This window comes from Leptospirales bacterium (genome assembly GCA_019694655.1).
GTDB lineage: Bacteria > Spirochaetota > Leptospiria > Leptospirales > Leptonemataceae > SSF53.
In genome coordinates this window covers 547349-566751 of the sequence record JAIBBN010000002.1, presented here as the reverse complement: position 1 = coordinate 566751, position 19403 = coordinate 547349, and the positions used below count along the sequence as shown (strand labels likewise).

At 58.5% G+C, this 19403-nt stretch carries 19 protein-coding genes; 11 read left to right on the top strand and 8 right to left on the bottom strand.

All coding sequences use genetic code 11. The annotated features are described in order from the left end of the window. Positions 1 to 45 precede the first annotated feature (45 nt). The 3 genes from K1X75_05840 to K1X75_05830 are packed head-to-tail and all read left to right on the top strand — an operon-like array spanning position 46 to position 2278. The gene (locus K1X75_05840; GenBank protein MBX7057569.1) at positions 46 to 1002 is read left to right on the top strand and encodes a YHYH protein; all 957 of its coding nucleotides are present in this window, start codon (positions 46 to 48) and stop codon (positions 1000 to 1002) included. Further along, positions 999 to 1580 carry a hypothetical protein gene (locus tag K1X75_05835; GenBank protein MBX7057568.1) on the top strand — a complete coding sequence of 194 codons (582 nt, stop codon included), beginning with the start codon at positions 999 to 1001 and terminating at the stop codon, positions 1578 to 1580. Before K1X75_05840 ends, K1X75_05835 begins: the two co-directional genes overlap by 4 nt. Before the next feature lie 11 nt (positions 1581 to 1591). Next, complete coding sequence (locus K1X75_05830; GenBank protein ID MBX7057567.1) at positions 1592 to 2278, top strand: SCO family protein; 687 nt, start codon at positions 1592 to 1594, stop codon at positions 2276 to 2278. A gap of 66 nt (positions 2279 to 2344) precedes the next feature. On the opposite strand, the gene K1X75_05825 is transcribed toward K1X75_05830, so the two are convergent. Beyond that, positions 2345 to 4039: a hypothetical protein gene (locus tag K1X75_05825; protein ID MBX7057566.1), complete on the bottom strand. Its 1695-nt coding sequence runs from the start codon at positions 4037 to 4039 to the stop codon at positions 2345 to 2347. A gap of 203 nt (positions 4040 to 4242) precedes the next feature. Between K1X75_05825 and mfd the strand changes: the two genes are divergently transcribed. Both mfd and K1X75_05815 read left to right on the top strand, forming a co-directional pair. After that, positions 4243 to 7830, top strand: coding sequence for a transcription-repair coupling factor (mfd, locus tag K1X75_05820; protein ID MBX7057565.1), 3588 nt, complete (start codon positions 4243 to 4245; stop codon positions 7828 to 7830). 148 nt (positions 7831 to 7978) lie between these two features. Further along, positions 7979 to 8755, top strand: a complete 777-nt coding sequence (locus tag K1X75_05815) for a hypothetical protein (protein MBX7057564.1) — start codon at positions 7979 to 7981, stop codon at positions 8753 to 8755. Between the two features lie 69 nt (positions 8756 to 8824). Here the strand turns inward: K1X75_05815 and K1X75_05810 are convergent, their stop codons facing one another. Continuing rightward, positions 8825 to 10066, bottom strand: coding sequence for a hypothetical protein (locus K1X75_05810; GenBank protein MBX7057563.1), 1242 nt, complete (start codon positions 10064 to 10066; stop codon positions 8825 to 8827). On the opposite strand from K1X75_05810, the gene K1X75_05805 reads away from it, so the two are divergent. From K1X75_05805 to K1X75_05795, 3 genes are read left to right on the top strand one after another with little or no spacing between them, the layout of a single operon-like run. Further along, a complete protein-coding gene (locus tag K1X75_05805; GenBank protein ID MBX7057562.1) occupies positions 10065 to 10244 on the top strand; it encodes a hypothetical protein in 180 nt (59 codons plus the stop codon). The genes K1X75_05810 and K1X75_05805 overlap by 2 nt on opposite strands. Beyond that, positions 10216 to 12210 carry a tetratricopeptide repeat protein gene (locus K1X75_05800; GenBank protein MBX7057561.1) on the top strand — a complete coding sequence of 665 codons (1995 nt, stop codon included), beginning with the start codon at positions 10216 to 10218 and terminating at the stop codon, positions 12208 to 12210. The genes K1X75_05805 and K1X75_05800 overlap by 29 nt, the downstream gene beginning before the upstream one ends. A gap of 58 nt (positions 12211 to 12268) precedes the next feature. After that, positions 12269 to 13030 (top strand): hypothetical protein, encoded by a 762-nt coding sequence (locus K1X75_05795; GenBank protein MBX7057560.1) that lies wholly within the window; start codon positions 12269 to 12271, stop codon positions 13028 to 13030. Here K1X75_05795 and K1X75_05790 read toward each other — a convergent pair. The 6 genes from K1X75_05790 to K1X75_05765 are packed head-to-tail and all read right to left on the bottom strand — an operon-like array spanning position 13017 to position 17481. Beyond that, a complete protein-coding gene (locus K1X75_05790; GenBank protein ID MBX7057559.1) occupies positions 13017 to 14426 on the bottom strand; it encodes an O-antigen ligase family protein in 1410 nt (469 codons plus the stop codon). The two genes, K1X75_05795 and K1X75_05790, sit on opposite strands and share 14 nt — an antisense overlap. Continuing rightward, complete coding sequence (locus tag K1X75_05785; GenBank protein MBX7057558.1) at positions 14423 to 15184, bottom strand: hypothetical protein; 762 nt, start codon at positions 15182 to 15184, stop codon at positions 14423 to 14425. Before K1X75_05785 ends, K1X75_05790 begins: the two co-directional genes overlap by 4 nt. 16 nt (positions 15185 to 15200) lie before the next feature. Further along, the gene (locus tag K1X75_05780; GenBank protein MBX7057557.1) at positions 15201 to 15827 is read right to left on the bottom strand and encodes an energy transducer TonB; all 627 of its coding nucleotides are present in this window, start codon (positions 15825 to 15827) and stop codon (positions 15201 to 15203) included. Positions 15828 to 15877: 50 nt separating this feature from the next. Continuing rightward, the gene (locus K1X75_05775) at positions 15878 to 16300 is read right to left on the bottom strand and encodes a biopolymer transporter ExbD (GenBank protein MBX7057556.1); all 423 of its coding nucleotides are present in this window, start codon (positions 16298 to 16300) and stop codon (positions 15878 to 15880) included. Then, positions 16300 to 16704 (bottom strand): biopolymer transporter ExbD, encoded by a 405-nt coding sequence (locus K1X75_05770; GenBank protein MBX7057555.1) that lies wholly within the window; start codon positions 16702 to 16704, stop codon positions 16300 to 16302. Before K1X75_05770 ends, K1X75_05775 begins: the two co-directional genes overlap by 1 nt. A gap of 15 nt (positions 16705 to 16719) precedes the next feature. Then, the gene (locus K1X75_05765) at positions 16720 to 17481 is read right to left on the bottom strand and encodes a MotA/TolQ/ExbB proton channel family protein (GenBank protein ID MBX7057554.1); all 762 of its coding nucleotides are present in this window, start codon (positions 17479 to 17481) and stop codon (positions 16720 to 16722) included. A gap of 153 nt (positions 17482 to 17634) precedes the next feature. Here K1X75_05765 and thiS point away from each other — a divergent pair, with 153 nt between their 5' ends. From thiS to K1X75_05750, 3 genes are read left to right on the top strand one after another with little or no spacing between them, the layout of a single operon-like run. Continuing rightward, positions 17635 to 17835 carry a sulfur carrier protein ThiS gene (gene thiS / locus K1X75_05760; GenBank protein MBX7057553.1) on the top strand — a complete coding sequence of 67 codons (201 nt, stop codon included), beginning with the start codon at positions 17635 to 17637 and terminating at the stop codon, positions 17833 to 17835. Positions 17836 to 17840: 5 nt separating this feature from the next. Continuing rightward, on the top strand, positions 17841 to 18542 hold the full coding sequence (locus tag K1X75_05755; protein ID MBX7057552.1) for a thiamine phosphate synthase: 702 nt from the start codon (positions 17841 to 17843) through the stop codon (positions 18540 to 18542). A gap of 20 nt (positions 18543 to 18562) precedes the next feature. Continuing rightward, on the top strand, positions 18563 to 19402 hold the full coding sequence (locus K1X75_05750; GenBank protein MBX7057551.1) for a WecB/TagA/CpsF family glycosyltransferase: 840 nt from the start codon (positions 18563 to 18565) through the stop codon (positions 19400 to 19402). Position 19403 lies beyond the last annotated feature (1 nt).

Genomic DNA, 19403 nt, shown 5'->3' with positions numbered 1-19403 from the left:
GTCTCGGGCGCCATTCTGATTCCGGAGGGGGCGCAGGAGGTTCCGATGACTTTCCGATTGAGCCCCTTTTTCCTGGCAGTTCTGCTGTTGTTCGTCCATTGCGAGCAACTGGGCTTGACCAGCAGCGACGATGATTCCTCGACCAACCTCGCTCTGCTTCTGGCGGCGGCGGCGCTGACAGCGAATCCCTGCACCTCGTCCATATCCGCAGGCGCCGTGGGCGCCAATTCCAGTTTGTCTCTCGCCAGCGGCTGTGTCTCCGGCGTCAGCAGTTCCATGGATTCTTCTTTACCTTCCTGGATCCGGAACAATTTCAAATGTTCCGTTGGATACACAGTCTCTGGCTACTATTGCTTCAAGTCGCTCAATCTGGTGAACGCTCACAGCGCCTACTATCGCAGCGGCAGCTTGAATGAGGCTTTCAATACTGGCGGCGGGAAAAATCAGAATCCGAATACTATTTCCAGTCAGAATTTTGTCTATGCTATCCCTTCCAGTCCCACACGCAATACAGGGTCGCTCACCGGAACCCAGGGCGGTCTGGTTTCGATCGGCATTGGCGTCAACGGCCTGGCTGTCTTCAACAATGCCGCTGCACCGCCGGATACGCTTTCCGTTGAGGCTTTGACCTTTGACGATCAGGAGGGGCATCCAGAGAACACCGGAAGTTACCACCATCATTCGCAATTCATTAATGGCGATGGCGCCGGCGGCACGCCGGCCAGCGTGAATCTCACGACGCTTGGATCTGGCGCCAATTTGATTGGCATAGCCCTCGACGGCTACGCCATCTATGGACAGTACTGCCAGGGGCAGGGCGGCAATGCTACCGGGCTTGATGCCTATCACGGACACACCACGACAACTGCCGAGTTTACTACGCCAACCTACCACTACCACTACGGCGGAAATGGAACGGGCGGCGGCAACGATACAACAGCCGGCATTCCAACGTTGATGGGATCCTTTTTCTACGGCAATGTTGGAAAGGTTTCCAATTGAAACTACTACTGGTTCTGGCGGCGGCGATGGCCGCCTGCAGCCGTGGCGCGATCGTCGACGCCAGTGATCCCGCGCTGAGCGCCGCGGGCGGGAGATTGCTCTACCACGGCCGCGCCTTTAGCGGATTGTTGCGGTCAACGATTCCGGCCATGGAAGAGCTGCATTTTACCGCCTACCGCGATGGAATCCAGCACGGCATGTCGCGCAAGGAAAGCAGCGATGGCCGATTGCTGGCAGAGTATCCCTATCTGGCCGGAATGAAGCATGGCCTCCACCGCACGTGGGACCGGGAGGGACAATTGCGCACCTACGCCGAATTTCGCTATGGCAACTACTTCGGCGAGGTCTGGGCATGGTATGCGGACGGAGCGCCCTACGAATATCGCAGATATACCGAGCAAGGGCGCCTGCTGATGGTGCGGCGCTGGCGCAATACCGGGCAAGTCTACCTTAACCAGACATTTTCGCTCGATGGTACGGCGCTCGGAATGCCAGGCAGCAAGCTTTGCAATCCCACAGAAGCCGCAGCCAGCGCGGCGCAGGGCGCCAGGGAAGAGCGGCGTATCGCCGGACCTTGAGGACTGCCGGAATGACTCCCAGAATTGTTTGCTACTTGCTGGCAATCGCCCTGGCCGGTTTCGGATGCAAGAAAGGGCCAGCTTTCCATCCTGAGCTTGTCAATTATTCTGCGCCAGTAGCCGGCGTTCTTCCGTACTTCGATGGACGGCAAATGGATCCAGCCTGGCCAGAAAACTCGCAAAAGCCACAAGGATACCGGCGTATGGATCAAACCATGCTGCGCAGTGCGCAAGGACGCAAGGCAAGCGCTCTGGACTTTGTACAGGGGCGCATTTCGCTGGTTGCTTTCTTTTACGCAAGTTGTAGCGGCATTTGCCCCCAGCTGACCGCAAATATGAAGCGGCTTTCCGCAGAGATTCAAGATCAGAGCGACCTGCAATTTCTTTCAATCACCATCGATCCGACCCAGGACGATGAAGCCGCCCTGTTGCGTTTTCGCGCGCGCCATAAGATCGCGCAAAGCAATTGGCTCTTTCTTACCGGCGGCTCGCCAGAAATTGCCAGACTGGCGCGCGAGCAGTTCGCCGGCGAAATTGAGGCAAAATCCGGACGCGATGGGCTGATGGCCTTTGCGCACACCGAAAACATTTACCTGATCGATCGGGAAGGCTATCTGCGTGGAATCTACCGGGCTCGCGGCACGGGCGAATTTCCGCGCATCCAGCAGGAGCTGCTACAGTTGCGCAAGGCTCGTTAGTTGGCCGCCCGGCAGTTTCTGGAATAGAGCGTCGGCGCAGAAGAAGCTGCGCCGACGTCCTCGTCGTCAGGTCGTTCCAGAAGCGGGCGTAGCGCTCTGCGGATCGATTGTCTTGAGGTGGCGCAGGTCGTCCAGATTGAAGACCTTGATGTTGGTGGCATCGCCGCTGGGGGCCTTGCCGGTCACGTAGATCTTATTCTGGAAGAAGGTAACATCGGAGTTCATGCTGATTGGCTCCGAGCTGCGCGCCTCGAAGGTCAGGTCGTTCTTAAAGCGAGCGAGATAGAACTGGCCATTGTCTTCCTGTATCGCGTAGATTGCGTCGCGGAATTGCCAGATCGGCGTGCGCCAGAAAACAACCTGCTCGGTAGTCTTTTTCTCAGCCAGCGTTTCCGGATCGAGCAGCACCAGATGGTGATTGCCGTCCTCATGATTGGCGCCGTTGTAGCCAATGACCAGAACGCCCTGACCCTCGATCACAGTAAAGTTGCGACCACAAATGTTGGCATAGGGACCGCGAAATAGCGTATCGTCCCGCTCCGCGTCGATGGTCCAGAGTTCGTTGTTGTAGTGGCCGTTGTTCAGATAGCGCAAGACTCGTAGAAACAGGATCTTGGAGCCGACAACGTTGCCGGCGGCCTCTTCTGGCTTTTGCTCCTGGGCCGCTGGCTGCTGCTGCTGATTTGCGGCTACCTGTTCTTCCTTCTTTTGTTCGTCGGCGCTCGCCGGTTTGTTTTGATCTTGAGCCGCCGGCTGCTGCTGATTCTGGGCGACCTCTTGCTTCTGCTGCTGAATTTGCTGCTCTTCTTGCTTCAGCTGCTCTTGCTTCTGTTGAAGCTCTTCTTGCTTGTTGGTCAGTTCTTCCTGTTTTTGCTGCTCTTGCTTGATCTGGTCGGCGTTGCGTACCGGATCCTGGTTAAGCTGCTGGATGCGGCGACCGGTTTCCTGCTGCTGTTGCGTGACCTCGTTTTGAGCCTGCTGGTTTTGCTGTTGCTGCTGACGATTTTCTTCCGCCTTCTGTTCCAGCTTGCCTTGCTCGTCACGATTGCGATTGTCGATGACCTGATTGGCCTGGGTTTTCTCCTGCTCCGGAGCGTTGCCCGTCTCACGCTGGATTTCAGCGTTGTTCAAATCCTGTCCGCCGGGGCGTACGGCGCTCTGACGAAGCGGCAGAATGATCTGGCTGCGTCCGGCCCAGTTGCGATAGGAGCGATCAATCCCGGCCGAGGCTGGATCGAGCGACTCAATGACTGCCGCCGAATAGCGATCCTTCAATCGATCCATCTGTCCGCGCTGACGCGCATTATAGTAGAGAATGAAACGCGAAAGTACCTCGGCATCGGCCTGATTGTATTCGAATGCTTTCATTAAGTAGCCGGTTATGACGCGCTGGATGCGATTGATATGGCCGTAGGTCGCGTTTGGCTTGATGATGAATACGTCCGCGCCAAAACCCTGCTGATCGGCATTGTAGATGCGGCGTACTGTGATACCTGCTCGATCATCCTGTTGATTGGCGACGACGGTATCGGCCATCGTTTCGCCAGCGCGTAAGTCCTGGGCGCGCTGCTGATTGGTAAATGGCGTATTGTTACGATTGATGAAATTTACCGGAGCTACGCGAACCTCTTCTCGATCGATCTGCGGAGAGGAGGCGCCTGCTGGCGTGGAGTTGTTTGGCGTCTGTTGGGCCAGCAGGGCTCCGCCTGCGATGAGCGCCAGGATGAAGGAGAAGCTAAGGCGTTTGAAGGCGATGTGCATAAAGATTCCTCGACGCCGGGCCGGCCAGCGTAGGCTTTTCTAGATGATCGGAAGCCCGGGGGTCAATATCTATTTCCAGCGGCCGTTTTTCCGGCGGCCGGTTATGCGATATTTCGAGGACATGCAGCCTGGATTAAGTCCCCTGGAGTTTTGTTTGCCCCGTCGCCCTGCTCAGGCTTTGTGACCGCAGCGGTCCGCAACCATTGAAGACTTTGCTGTCAGCCTATGTCGACCGCTACGGCGGTCTTTTGGACGACATCCTTACGGGCAAGGTGCAGGAGCTGCCGGCGCCCGGACCGGGATTTGCCTTTTTTGCCGCCGCTCTCTATCATCGCGCAAAGTCTACAAACCGCAAACGTTCCGTGCTGGCGGTCGCGCCGGGCAATGCAGACGCCGAGGCTCTCGCGGCCGAGGCTGAGCTATTTTTGCCGGCGGATGATCTGCTCTATCTTCCCGGTTACGAAGGGATTCCCTATGAATTCTCGGGTCTGAGTTCCGATCTCGGTTTGCAGCGTATTCGCGCCCTGCTGCGCATTGCTGCCGGTCGTCCGGCGTTGGTTTTCGCGTCAACGGACGCTATCCTGCGAAAGGCGCCGCCGCCAGCGCGCTTGCTGGCCCAGCATCTGGACCTCGAGTTGCAGATGGAGCTGCCGCCCGATCGACTGGCGCGTCGCCTTGCGGCGCTTGGCTACCGCCGCGAAGAACGAGTCGAGGCGCCGGGCGAATTCTGTCTCAAGGGAAGCGTTCTGGATCTTTTCCCTGTCGACGCCGATCGTCCGTTACGACTGGAATATTTTGATGACCTGATTGAAACAATTCGCCGCTTCGATCCGATCACGCAGGCCGGCGCCGAAAAACTGGAAAGCGCCCAGGTCGCGCCGGCTGGAGAAATTGTGCTCAATGAAGCGGAGAGTGCGGCGTTGCGGACGTTGTTGCGTCAATCAGGCGAATTTCAGGGCCGTGAAGCGCCGCGCTGGGTGGAGGCTCAAGGAAGCGAGGAGGCAATCTCACAGTTGCACCACCCTGGAATTGAAGACCTCTATCCGCTGGTAATGGAATGCGCCAGCGTTTTGGAGTCTTTCACGGAGCGTCCGTTGATCATCCATTTCCCGGAGGACCGCGTCGCCGAATCAGCCGAGCGCATCTGGCGCGAATTCCAGAGTCTCTACGAGGAAACCAGGGAGCTGCGCTGCATTGCGCCGCCACAATCTCTGTTATTGCCTGCGAGCGATGCCCTGGCCGGCGCCTGCCGCGCGGCGGCGCTTTCGTCGGCCCCCGCGGCGAGCGATGCCAATGAAATTGAGCCGGGTTCGTTTGCGGCGGCGCCCTCCAGCGTCCATGGTCTCTCCAGCAGCGATGGCTTTCGCGGCCGAATCGGCCAGGTGCGCGGCGCGCTCAGCGAATTGGCGCGCGGCGGGGCACAGGTGCTGATTGCCTCGCCCTATGCCGCGCAAATGCGACGTATCGCCGGACTCTTTCGCGGCGAAGAGGGGCTGGACATTCATCTGGCAGAGAATCTGGCGCAGCTTGAACTGTCCGCTGGCGGCGGCGCAATCCAGGTGGTACGTTCTGCACAGCGTCAGGGATTTCAATGTCCCGCGATCAATCTCTATTTGTTCACGGACGCCGAGATCTTCGGACGCGCGCATCGCCGCCGTAGTCGCTTTCAGAAGCTCGGTTCCTCCCCCATTGATTCCTTTCTAGATCTGAAGGAAGGAGATTTTGTAGTACATATCACCCACGGCGTGGGTCGCTTTGTCGAACTGGAGAAGATGCGCGCCGCCGGTCGGGAAAGGGATTTCCTGGTGCTGGAGTACGCGGAGAAGGACCGGCTCTACGTGCCGCTGGATCAGATTTCAACCGTGCAGCGCTACATTGCGCCCACGGATAACCCGCGCCTCGACCATCTGGGCAAGGCCTCCTTTAAAAAAATACGAGAACGAGTAGAACAAAAAATTGAAGAGTTCGCTCAGGAATTGGTACGGCTCTACGCGGTGCGCATGGCGCGCAAGGGCTTCTCCTTTCCGGCGGATACAGCCTGGCAGGAGGAATTTGAAGCCGAATTTCCCTTCGAAGAAACCCCCGACCAAATGCAGGCCATCGAATCAGTTAAGCGTGACATGGAGGCTTCGCAGCCGATGGATCGTCTGGTCTGCGGCGATGTCGGCTATGGCAAGACCGAGGTTGCCATTCGCGCCGCTTTCAAGGCAGTTATGAGCGGTAAACAAGCGCTTGTGATCTGTCCAACAACAATTCTTGCTATGCAGCACCACCGCAATTTTCGCGAACGTTTCAAGAACTATCCGATCAGCATCGATTGGATTTCTCGTTTTCGCTCGCGCGGTGAAATCAATGAGGTTAAGCGCCGACTGGCGGCCGGCGAGCTCGATGTGGTAATCGGGACCCATGGATTGTTGAGCAGAGACATCCGTCCGCGCAATCTCGGACTCTTGATGATTGATGAAGAGCAGCGCTTTGGCGTGAGCCACAAAGAGTCCATCAAACGCCTGCGCAACCTGGTGGATGTCCTTGCGCTTTCGGCCACGCCGATTCCGCGAACGCTGCATATGTCGTTGGTGGGCATCCGCGATCTTTCGGTCATCGCGACCCCGCCGCAGGATCGGCTTCCGGTGCAGACCTTTGTGCTGGAAGAAAATGACCTGATTGTTCGCGAGGCCATTGCGCGCGAAATGGCCCGCGAGGGTCAGATTTTCTTTTTGCACAATCGCATCGATTCAATTCAGGCGGCCGCCGATCGTTTGCTGGAACTGGTCCCCGATGCGCGCGTTGCAGTCATGCACGGTCAGATGCTGGAAGAGGAGATTGAAGACATTCTCTTGCGCTTTGTGGAACGGCGCTTTGATGTGCTGGTAACGACTGCAATCATTGAAAATGGCATCGACATGCCTAACGTCAATACGCTGATCGTAGACCGCGCCGATACCTTTGGATTGTCGCAGCTATACCAGATTCGGGGTCGCGTCGGTCGGGCAGGGCGACAGGCCTACGCCTACTTTCTCTATCAAGCCGGCCGTGCGCTCACAGAGATGGCCCAGAAGCGCCTGAACACGCTGCTGGAGTATCAGGATCTTGGTTCTGGTTTCAAGGTAGCAATGCGCGATCTCGAAATTCGCGGGGCTGGCAATATCCTGGGCAAAGAGCAGAGCGGCAACATCATGGATGTGGGCTACGAACTCTACGTCAAATTGCTGGAAGACGCCGTCCACCGTCTGAAGGGCGAAGAGATCGAGGCTGAGGTGCGCACTTCAGTGAATCTGAACACGGATTTTTATCTACCGGCCGAATACATCCCGGACACGCGGCAGCGTATTGAATTTTACAAGCGATTTGAGGCCGCACGCGACGCCGACGAGGTTGCGGCGATTGATGCCGAGATGCAGGATCGCTTTGGGGCAGCGCCGCCGGCGGCGCAGGTCTTTGTAAAAGTAGAAGCGATCCGTACTCTTTCTTCCGCAATCGGTTTTGAGTCTGTCTACCAGACGGAGGATGGTCGCATACAGATGAAGGCCGGCGATCATTTCCGGATTAAGCCAGAGCAATTGATTCACAGTCTGGCGAGAACAGCCGGTATGTCGCTCAATCCGGCCCAACCTAATACGCTTTATTTTCAGCCGGCAGGCGAGATGCTCGATTCATTGCATAGCGCACTGCAATCTCTGCTGGCGCCGGTCAGCAATCCGCCGCCGCCTTCGACGGCTATTGCCCGCGAGTCGAAGCAAGCGACGCCGGCAAAGCGCCGCACAGGCGCCAGCGGCGCTCGGCGACCCTGAATTCGATTCAAACGATAAGGGTCAATTTTCCTGTTGCCGGGCGAGAGTGTGCGCCCACGTTGCCCGCGAAATTCTCGCCCTGTTTGCTGCGATCGACGTCCTGGCGTTTATCGTCAAGGCGGGCAGGACCTGACAGGTTTGGTTCCCTATGAAGTATTTGAAAATGGGCGGCGTTGCCGCGGCGGCCGTGCTGCTCCTGGCCGGGGCCTGTAAGAAGGGTCAACGCATCGAAGAGATTGGCGGCCACAATGTTACAACCGCGGAGTTCGAGGATCACTACTCGACGGCTATTGAGACAGCTACGCGCTTTGGCAATTCCGAGAAGGAAACGCTCTACAAATTGATCTGTAATCCCTCGCTGGCCCCCAATGAGTCTGCTGCGGATATGGCAATTTCATTGCAGCCGCGTTACGCCTACCAGCGCTACCGCGACATGCTTATGATCGAAAGCGTCGCGCGTGAAGAAGGCTTCCCCGATCGCCCTATTGTCCGTAAGATTCTGGAGAATTCTAATCGGCTGGCTCTGGTGCAACTCTACCTGCACGAAAAGGTCTGGGAAAAGATCAAGATTACTGAAGCAGAGAAGCAGCAAACCTGCGAAGACCTGCGCCGTCGCGAACCGCAACGGGTCGGTCCGCTTTCGTTGGACGATTGTTTGAAGGTGGCGGAAGGCTTTCTGATTCGTTCCCAGTTTGAGCGCATTCAACGAGAAGTGTACGAAGAAATCAAAGAGCGTGTGCGCGTAGAGAAGAATGAGGAATTCGATCGCGAAGCCTACTTCAATACTGGCGTTGAGCTCTATCAGCAAATCAAAGAAGGCGGCGGATGTCGCGATCAACCGCCGGGAGCGCCAGGCGCCGCGCCTTCAACACCGCCGGGCGGCCTGATTCCTGGGGCGCCAGGCGGGCCCCGTGTTGGTCCCTGATAGAATAGCTGGCGATTTGACGGAAAGGGCGCGCACCTATGCGCGTCCTTTTTTTATTCCGGTGCGCGCTCAGAGCTGCAGGTTTCGACAGTGAGTGCGTGTTCCGGAGAGTGCATCGCTCATTGCCGAAAAGCAATCGGCGTCGCCGAGCCGGCCCATTCGACGCAGGACGCGCGCTGCCAGTGAACGAAAATCATGCTGGCGAAATCCAGGCCGTCGAGCCAGCAATTGCAAGGCCTTCAACTCTTCGTATGCGGATTGAACGTTATCTTCTGAAAGATAGATATCGGCCAACTCGAGGCGGGCTTCCTGTTCGCTCTGGCGATCGGCGGCGGCAACCGCAAAGTGATCCACTGCGCGCTGGCGCAGAGCCGTGCTGTCGTCAGATGTTTGCGAAAGGTGCAGCAGCGCCAGGCCGGCATTGATATGATTGGCAGGCGCTCGCTCGGCGGGTGCGGCGGCAAGCAGTCGTTCGTAAACGCTGACAGCCTCCGCCGGAGCAGCACACGCCAGTGAATAGCGCGCCGGGCCTGAACAGGATTGGCTGTCGTGCGGGTCGGGCGGCGCGCCGCCAGCATATTCGGACAACGCCCGAACATAGAGAGCATCACCGCGCAACGCCTCGGCGATCTTCTGGCTGCGTTCGCCAGGGCCGTACTCCCGTTCCGCATCTTCCGGCAGATCGGCAACAATCTTGCGCCAGCTTCGCTCTTCCTGGAAGGCGACGTAGTCGCCCCACGCCAGCAGCGCTAATTCTGGCCGGCAAACGGCGCGGCCCAGGCGGCTGATTTGCTCGGCCAGCAGAATGCTGCCGCGTTGCTGCTGACCATGCACGTCGGGCGCAATCTCCTGCGCAAATTGAGCTGCATTTACTGTGTCGCGGAGGCTAGCGAGGGTCGCCGCTATGTTGTCTTGCCAGTACTGATCCGGCTGGGCAATGGCTGATTCCAGACCGCTGCCTGCTTCGGCGCCGCTAATTTTCCAGTGCTGCAGTCGCTCCAGCCAGTCCGGTCGGAAACGGTTCACATCGCCGCTAAAACGGCGGGGCAAATAGTCCTCGCAGGATCGCTCCATGATTCCAAGATCGATGTGCTCATCCTGCAAGCGCTGCTCAGCACGCTGGAAGTAGCTCCAGGCCGCCTCCGGTCGCTGTTCGCCCGGCGGCGGCAGATTCACAAACAGGGCGCTCAACCAGGCGAAAAACGCGTCACGGTTGCCAAAGACCAGCGCGCCCGCTCCAATCCAGAGTAAGGCCACCAGTCCTAGTGCTAGCTTGTGTCGGAGGATCTGCCGCCAGATCAAACGCAGCATGATAACTCTCTATGTCGGAGTCCGGACCCCTGAAAAAAAGCTCGCTTTGGCGGGCCCTTACGGTGACTGGAACCAGATGGCCACATCCAAAGCAAAAGCAGTCAAGCTGAAACACCGCAAGCGCGTCCAGCGCCTGAAGCAGTTGCGACGTGAGCTGCGCAATAAAAAAGCCGGCTAGGTCGGCCTTACTGCTGGGCTTGTGCCTGGCGTTGTCTGGCCCGGGCACAGCGCTCCTGGCACAGCGGCCTGAGACCTTTGATACAGCAGCCAACCCGCCGCCGCAGAATCTTGACGAACAGCTGCGCGCCGCCTACGCCGCAGAGGCTGTCGGCGAGTTGGAGACCGCAGCCGAACTCTACCGGAATTTCTTCGACCGTGGCGGCGGGGGCGGCTATGCTCATGCCAGCTACGCCCGACTTCTGATTCGGCAATCGCGCTTTGCGCAGGCAATGGATCACGCGGCCGCCGCTCTGGCTCAAACGCCCGAGGATGCTGACCACTACAGTCTTGCGGCGCAGGCCCTGCGACTCAACGGGCGTGTTACGGAAGCCGAACAGACTCTGCTGCTTGCCGCGACGCGTTTTCCCGATCAGGCCGAACCAGTGCTGGGAATGGCCGACTTTTATCAGGAAACCAATCGCAGTCTCCTGGCTTCCGCCTACTATGCTTACTTGCTCCGTCTTTCCGCGGATGCCGGCAGTCGCGGAGCAGAATACCGAAGCATCGCTTTGTGGCGCCTGGCGGAGAATGATCATAAGCGCGGACGGGCAGCGCTTGCGCGTTCCGCCCTCGCTGAATACGTTGCAAGCAATCCCGACCGTCTTTATGCGCGGTCCTGGTATGCAGATCAGTTTGCCTACCGCCAGGGGAGATTCTCAGAGGCCGCTCTTGAGATCGACCGGCTGCTGGAATTGCCGCCGGAGCGGTTGCGCGAGCAAAACGTCGATCTACGCTATCTGCGCTCGCTTCGGCTGCGCATGCACTATCTGGCCGATCGCAGCTCCTTTATGGAAGAGGTGCGAGAACTACGCAATGGCGGCCAGCTGAATGCACTGGAGCAGGGCTTGTTGCTGGAGCGTAGCGGACAGGATGAACAGGCTTTGCCGCTGCTGCTGGCTGTCGTGCGCCAGTATGAGCGCGAGTACGCTGCATGGGTAGGGATCTTGCGAATCATTGAGCGCAGCCGCCGACTGGATCTGGAATCCAGGCAATTGCTGCATCTGGCGTTGATTGAACTTCGTCTGGGTCGCAGCGAGCTGGCGTGGCCTCGTATCGATCGATTGTTTGCTATTCGGACGGTCGATGCCAATCAAGCGCCGCCGGCCGATGTCTTGCATCGCCTGCGTGCGATGGCCCTGGAGAATGACGGCCAGAACCTGCGCAGTGCGCTTGCCTGGCGCCGCAGCGCCGAACTTGCTGCCATGCGGCAGTCGATGCCGGACCAGATCAGCGCACTGCTGGCGCGCGCTGAGGCCTTGCGACGGGCCGGCTTTAGCTGGGCGACTTCGGCTTTGCAGGCCAGCGAGCAAGCAAGAAGCCTGACGCCGGACTCTGAATCGGCCGTCTTGCAAACAGCGTCGCTTTACTTCTGGAGCGCAAATGGCGACCCAGCTATACTGGAGCGCGGCCTTGCGCTGCTGGAGCAATCGCCTGCTGTCGTCGCCACCAAACAAGGCGCTCTGCTGCGAGCGCGACTGCTGTACGAGGCGGGTCGTACTGATGAGGCCCTGGCCGTTGCTCGCCAGGTCATTGCGGCAGCGCCCGAAATGAGCGACGCTCAGAATTTCGCCGGCTACCTGCTGGCCGAGGAGAATCTGGAACTCCCTGAAGCGCGCCGCTACCTGGAATTTGCGCTGCAAAATGAAGGCGACGATCCGCATATCCTGGACAGCCTTGGATGGCTGGAGTATCGCGAGGGACAGCTGCCGCGGGCGCGGCTGACGCTGGCGGCAGCTATTGCGGTGATGGAGCGACGCGGCGAAACCAGCGCCGAGGCCTTCTGGCACCTCGCAAAAGCAGAAGAAGGCCTTGGCCGCGGTGCAGCAGCAGAGGAGTGGAAGCGTCGGGCCAGGCTCTTGCTGGAGGGGACCAGCGGACCTTCGTTTCGAGTCGAACGCAGAGTGCGGCGCGAGCTTGGATTGTAAATTTTCTCGCCCGGGCTCGATGCATCGCGCGTCCAAAATTTTCAAGGGAGACCTATCTGTGATTCGCAAAGCAATGATCGCTGCGCTGCTCGCTACCGCCGGCTGGGGCTTTGGCTGTGAAAGCGCCGCGCCCATCGACGACCAGGGCGGAGGATCGCTCAGCGTGTCGGAAGAACTGGATCGAATTCGACAGAATTATACGCCGCCGCCTTGCCTCTATGCCACCTTTCGAATCAAGGCCCAGGCGCCTGGACAGAGCGCACAGTCGGCTCGCGGAGTGCTGCGCGCTGACAACCAGAACCATCGCATGCTGCTTATCCTGCGTGACCCCTATATCGGCATTACTTTGAGTCGTATCGTGGTGCGCGATACTGAAGTCTTCTATTCCAATCCACGCAGCGACCTGCAGACAGCGCCGCTGGAGGCCTTTCGCGTAAGCGGTATGGGCTACAATCAGGTGGCGTTGCCGTTTTCGGTCTTCCAGGATCTGCTCTTTGCGCGCTTGCCAGAGGAGGCCTTTGGACCGCGTCGCAGGGTTGCGCGCGACGCTGAAGGCGTGAGCATCGCCCTGCAGCGCAATGGCGACGATTTCAACTACCGATTTGTCGCTCAACGCTTGAGTCGAATCAACTATATCGCCGGAGGCGGCGGCGTAGAAGTCCAGGCTGCAATGAACGGTCGCTACCGGGATACGGCCTATCCAGCCTCGATCCGATTGGAGTCCGGTCCGCGCGGTTTGCCTCCGGAAGTTCTGGAAGTAAGTTTCGATTCGATCAATACGGCGGCGGAGTGCCGCGAATCGCAGTTCAGTCCGCGCTGATGCTCGATGTAGAGCGCAGGCGCAGGGCAAGGGCGCAAAGACTCCAGAATACTACGACATTCTCATCATCCAGCATATAGCACTGCGCCAGTCCGGCCAGAAATACGCCAAGCAACGCCGCCAGAAGCGGCGCTGCCCGGCGCCACTGTTCGACTACCAGGCCTGTCAGCGGTAGCTGTGCCGCGATGCTGGCGCACAAGAACAGAAAGGCGAGGCCGGCGGAAATTCCGCCCACTGCGCTGAAGTGCAACAAGTCATTGTGGGCATGCATCGCTGGCGAGTTTTGAAAGTAATAGAGCAATTGCGGATGAAGCAAGAGGTAGGCGTTTCGCCATCGCCAGGCAGTAGCTTCAAATTGGCCGGCGCCGACGCCCGTCCACGGATGGTCGAGAATAGCTTGGCCAGCGCCGCGCCAGATAATCGGCCGATAGAAGTCAGTATGGCGGAGCGAAATCGAGTGCGCAAATTCACCGCCCTCTAGCCACAGCCACGTTGCGCACCCCAGGGAAGCGACGACAATTCCGACTGCAAGGGTATTGCGCCAGTAACCTGGCAGCCGCAAGGACAAGTTGCGCCAAATAGCGATAAACAAAGCGCAAGCGAGCAGGGCAATAGCGCTCATCGTTCCAATCAGCGCGCTGCGCGTTCCGTTTGCAGCTAGAGCGAGGAGCAGCAAAAGCAGCAGCGTCGTGCAGAACAGGCGGGCTGCAGTGCGGCGCAGCAGCCAGACTCCGGCGCCGCCCATCGCCAGAATGGGCCACGCCAGCATGGCCAGACCGGCAAAGGTCAGTCTGGTATTCATCAAGCCAATGGTCCGATACACAGTCAGCGGGCCAAGGGTCAACAGCGGGTGTTGTGGTCGATTGTGTGCGCTCGGGCTGAAGCCGTGGCCGGTGGCCAGACGCGCCAGCCGATACTCGCTAAAGAGGCCAGCAAATCCGCTGAGCGCCGTCAACGCGGCAAAGACCAGTGCGCCCCACATCAACCATCGTCTTTGCACCGGATCACTGGCGTGTCGATAGACCAATAAGCCAAAAAGATAGAGCGGAATGTCCGTCCACTCCTGGCGCCAGGCATGACGCAGGACCTCCGGCAGCGCTTCCTGACGCAGGCCGGCAAACAGCGCGCTGAAAATCAGAAATAAATAAAGTGCGGCGCCGAAACATAGCGGAATTGCCTCGCTGAACCAAAGCCGATAAGCCGGCGCTCTGGTATTCTTCGTTTGCCGGTCGGCAACGGCAACGGTCCCCGGCGCCTGTCGACGAAGCGCCATTGCTGCACCGCCCAGCAGTAACGCCAGCCACAGAAAAATCTGCGTAAAACTGATGGAGACGGCCATGCAGCAAATGGCCGCCGTCGCTGCCACAGCGCTGGCCTCGTCCAGACGCCGATTCACGGGAGCGCGCCGGAGGGTTCCAGACGGAGCGGTGCAAGGTCGCGGGCCGCCTGCTGCAACAAACGTTCATCGCAAGCGGCCAGAGCTTCGTTCATCCGTGGTTCATATGTGGTTGCATAGCTTCCGGCCCAGAGCGTTCGCTCATATGGTTCAACTGCTTGCCCTTCTTCCCACTCCTCCCTGAAAAGCAGGCCGCCTTCGGCGCTGTAGAGCTGAATCACCAGGCGACTCTTGACGCTGGCGGGAAAGAAAAAGAACTTGGAGACGCTGTGATCAAAGAAGGCATTCGCAAAGTAGCGCACCTGCAGGCGGGTCGAAGTGCGCAGCATCAAGTCTTCTTCCTCCGGCGTTTGGACCAGCGGCAGCGCTGAGGGATTCAGAAAGTACCGGGCGCGGACTGGAAAGCGACCATCGATGTAGAGCGAGTGGCTTTTGATCTCAGCATCGGGGATCCATTGCAATCCCAGCGTCCTGCCCAGCATTGCCGCCAGATCATTCTGCAAGACAGTTGCTTGCTCCAGATTGCGTCGCGCCGTCCAGAAGCGGCCCTGGCTGTTGGCGCCTGCTGCACTGCGTACTGCGAAGCTGAAGAGCGCAGCACGACTGTCGCTGACGATACGAATGCTGCGATTCTCGCGAAGCGGCGGCTGGTAGATGGGGTCCTCAGTGCTGCAATGCAAGACGAAAGCTAAGGGCGCCGTCGCAAGCAGTGCAATCCTGATAAATGTGCAAATATATTTGAGCAAGTGTGGTTTCATGCTGGATGAGCGTACGCTATTGATCGAGCGTAAAGGCAATCACCGTGTCCCAGACAATATCGCGCGCCTGTCCATCGACGATGTAGGGGCGGCTTTTTACACGCGTTTTATTGAGCAATACATTGCGCACGGAGGCTGCAAAATCGGCCTGAAAGGGACGGTGGGCGTCGCCATCGCTGCTGATACGGCGGATCTTAACGTCCCGAATGCGACCGCTGCCGTCAATATAGAGGCGAACAGCCACAGTCACGCGGCCAAGATTGGCGAGTCGTGCGGCCCGGGGATAGTCATTGGCATCGCGATTGACATCGAGCAAGGCTACGTAGCGCTGATTGACATCAAGCGCCGGATCGACCGCGTTATTCCAGTTCACCTCCGTTTGCGTCTGATCTACTTCCTGAATACGATCAGATAGCTCCTGCGAGTCTGCCGGACGCACTTCTTCCGGGGGCCGAAATTCAACGTAGGACATATCCACGCTGAGTTGCAATGCTTCCGGATGAATCGCGCCGCGAGGCCAGAGCCAGACGCCGACCTGATAAAACAAGGTCAGCAACAGTTGCAAAGCAATTCCAATCGCTGACCATTCGCGCAGCGTCCAGTGCCGCGTGCGCGCCGCGATCCAGTTCAGCCGTCGCGCCATCTCGCGCCGGACCGGCGTCAGGCGCTGAAGAAAGGCTGTCAGGAATGCCTTCAGCGACCTTCCTCCGGACGCGTTGTAATTACCAGGTTTTTGACGCCTGCTTCACGCAACGCTTGTATGACGGCGTTCATGTGCTGGTAGGGAAGGCCGCGCTCAATAGTCAAATAGACGCGCACGGCCGCCGGCGCGAGGGCCGCTCGTTCCTGAACCATTGCGGGAAGATCATCGAGCGGCGTCGCTTGATTGAAGAAGTAGGCCTTCCCTTGTTGGGCCATCTCGCGGTCAACATAGATGACGAGCGGATAAGGCGATGACATGTTGGCGGCATCATCAAGACGGGGGCTATCGACCTCGCGCGGCTTCTGGTCAGTGACCAGCGTGGTAGCCATGTAAAAGATCATCAACAGGAAGGCGATGTCGCCCATGGCGCTCAGCGGAATGCCCTCCGCGCGCCGGCGTTTGCGTTGAATCATCAGCGTCCCTCCATGGCGATGGAAAGCCGCTGCACCTGACATTGCTGCAGCAAATGGATCAGGCGCGGTACAACCTCCACCGGGGCCTGCGCCGAAACACTGATGATTGCTGCGATGTCCTTATTGTGCGAGCGTTGGTCGCGCACTTCGCGCTCCAGCTGCGACCATTCAACGCGCTCCCCCTCGCGAATCAATTGGCCGGCGCCATTGATCGTAATTCGGAAGATATCCTTTTTCAGGATTTCCATTGGCGGCGCATCTTTGATAGGCAATGGCAGCATCACGCCGCGGAATTCCAGCAGCGAACTTGCCGCCAGGTAGAAGACGATCAGGAGGAAGGCAATATCGGCAGTGCTTGCCAGCGGAATTTCCTCCAGATATCGGCGTTTGCTTTTCAGTCGCACTGCGGTCGCTCCCGACTACTCGACGCGAGCAAGGACCAATTGCGAGCAGCGCTCCACCTCGTTCGTAAAGGTGTCGATCTTGAAGATGAACAAGTTGTAGATCAGGTAGGTGGGGATGGCGATCATCAGCCCGGCTACCGTTGTAATCAAAGCTTCCTCCACGCCGCCAGCAAGATCTTGCGCTGTGGGCGCCGCCTGCAGAACAAATTGGAGGAAGCTGTGACGCATACCCACGACCGTGCCCAGAAACCCAAGCAGCGGCGCAAGATTGCCCAGATTGGCCAGTAAATTGAGGCCGCGTTCGAGATTGCCAATCTCGACCTGAGCTACGCCGCTCAATTCGCGTTCCATCCGCGCGGCGCCGCGCTCGCTGTAGCTCAATCCGGATCGCAGGATCCGTGCAATCAAACGGTCGTCCGCGGCAATAAGCTGTTCGACTCCTTTGATGCCATCTTTGCGCAGAGCATCTTGCACTTTCTCATGGTAGAATGAGGCGTCAAGTTTGCGGCGCCGAAAGAAAAAGTAGCGTTCTAGAGAGAATCCGGCAATTAGAGTGGAGATCAAGGCCAGAGGGACCATCGTCCAGCCGCCTTTGACTATTACCTGCCAGATGGTCTCCTCGTTGTGCGTTTCCGGCGCTGCGGCTGGCGCGGAAAGCGGCGCTGACGGCGACGGCGTTGCGTCTGGCGGCGGCGTCGACTGCGCGCCGGCCACGTAAAAGGCGATCAACAACGTGAGCAGCGCGATCAAATAGATGGCGGGGCGGCGTAAGGCCATGTCTTTGCTCCTTGGCGAGAAATTAGTGCATCGACTAATTCCTGAAGTACAGACGCGACGGCTGAGCTTCGCTGTAAATCACTTTCCCGACATTCTTGATTGATCTGGCGTTGGCGGCGCAAACAGCTGGCGTCTGGCGGAAGCGAAGGTTCAATGCAGGTCAATGGAGAGGAACGCGATCTTGCCCAGCTGGGCGCCGTCAATTTGCTCGATCTTGTCCGGGCATTGGGCATCGACCCGCGCCTGATCGCCGCACAGCTGAATGGCGCCATTATCCCGCGCGGCGCATGGGCTGATACCGCATTGCAAAATGACGATTGCGTCGAGTTGATTCGTTTTGTTGGCGGCGGTTAGGTTTTGTGGGACGGCTGCTCTTTCGCTCCGGAATCTATCCGCTGCTGGACTATGACCTCTGCCAGCGCATGAGTCTGCGCTGCGAGGAAGTGCTGCAGTACTGGCAAAGGCTGGGACTCAGTCACTATCAATTGCGCGCCAAATCACTTTCGTCAGACGCCTACCTGGACCTTGCCCGCCGCTGTCGACAGTCTGCGCCGGCGTTGGTTATGCTGGCCAATGATTACGCGGCGCTTGCTCTGGATCAGCCGCTACTATTTGGCGGCGTGCACCTGGGCCAGGAGGACTGGCAGCAACTATCCGCCGACTTGCGCCGGCGCTTGCTCCACCCGCCTTGCGGCTTTTTGAGCGGGCTTTCTTGCCACAATTTTCGGCAACTGCAGGAGGCGCTGGCCTATGAGCGTTGGAGCTATCTGGCGCTGGGGCCATGCTTTTCGCTTTCGGGCAAGCCCGGCGCTACGACTCCGCTGCTGGGCCAGCCGGGCCTCAGCGCGGCTCTGTCGGGGCTGCGTGCGGTCCGGCCCCCGCGTCGGCATCCTCTGCCAGCCATCGTGTTTATTGGAGGAATTGACGCCAAACGGCTGTCTGCGCTCTTGCCTGAATTCAAGCGGGGCGGCTTCAGTCCTATTCTGGCCATGATTGCGGCAGCACTGCCTGGCGGTGATCTACCCCTGATGCGCCGGATGCTGGCTGCCTACATTGATTGACGCGGTGCGCGGGACATAATATCCTGAGCCCCGTGGCAACCGAGGGAAGCGTCTTGTCGATTGAGTCGGCCAAAGAGGACCGGGATTATCTCCTGGAATACAAGTCCATTGACCTCACCTCGCTGCGGCGCGAGGACCTGCTGGACGCGCCCATCGATAATGTCAGTCGCGACGAGGCCATTGGCGCTGCGCTGGATATGATCGAAAAGCGGAGCGGGCCGCACCATATCCTTTTCCTGGATCCGATCAAGCTGATGCGTCTGCGCTCCAGTCGCAAACTGAGCTTCATCTTCGATCAAGCGCGATTGATATTACCCGATGGCGCCGGTTTGCTCTGGGCGGCGCGAAAGCTGGGGCATCCGCTCAAAGAGCGCATACCTATGATTGCTTTCCTGATGGATCTGGTACGACTGGCGGCAAAAAACAATCTGACGATCTACCTGCTTGGATCACGGATGGAGAACCTCGAACGAGTCTTCTTCAACCTGACCAGAAGCTTTCCCGGAGTGCGCATCATTGGCCGGCAGGAGGGCTACTTTACTCGCGAGCGCGAGATGCTGATCAAGGAATCGCTGCGCAAATCAGCGCCAGACATTATCCTGATTGGCATGGGCTTCCCCTTTCAAGAGATGTGGATTCGGGATAACTGGCAGTATCTTTCTCATGGCGTTGTTGTGGGAGTGGATGGCGCCTTCGATGTGTTGGCTGGCAAAGAGCGCAAAGCGCCGGACTACTTTCAATTGCGCGGAATCGCCTGGCTGTGGCGAACTATTTCACGTCCCTGGCTTCTGGATCGCGTTTTTGCTACGGTCTATTTCTACATGGCGACGATCTGGCGTTCGCTGCGCCGCCGAAAGTAGT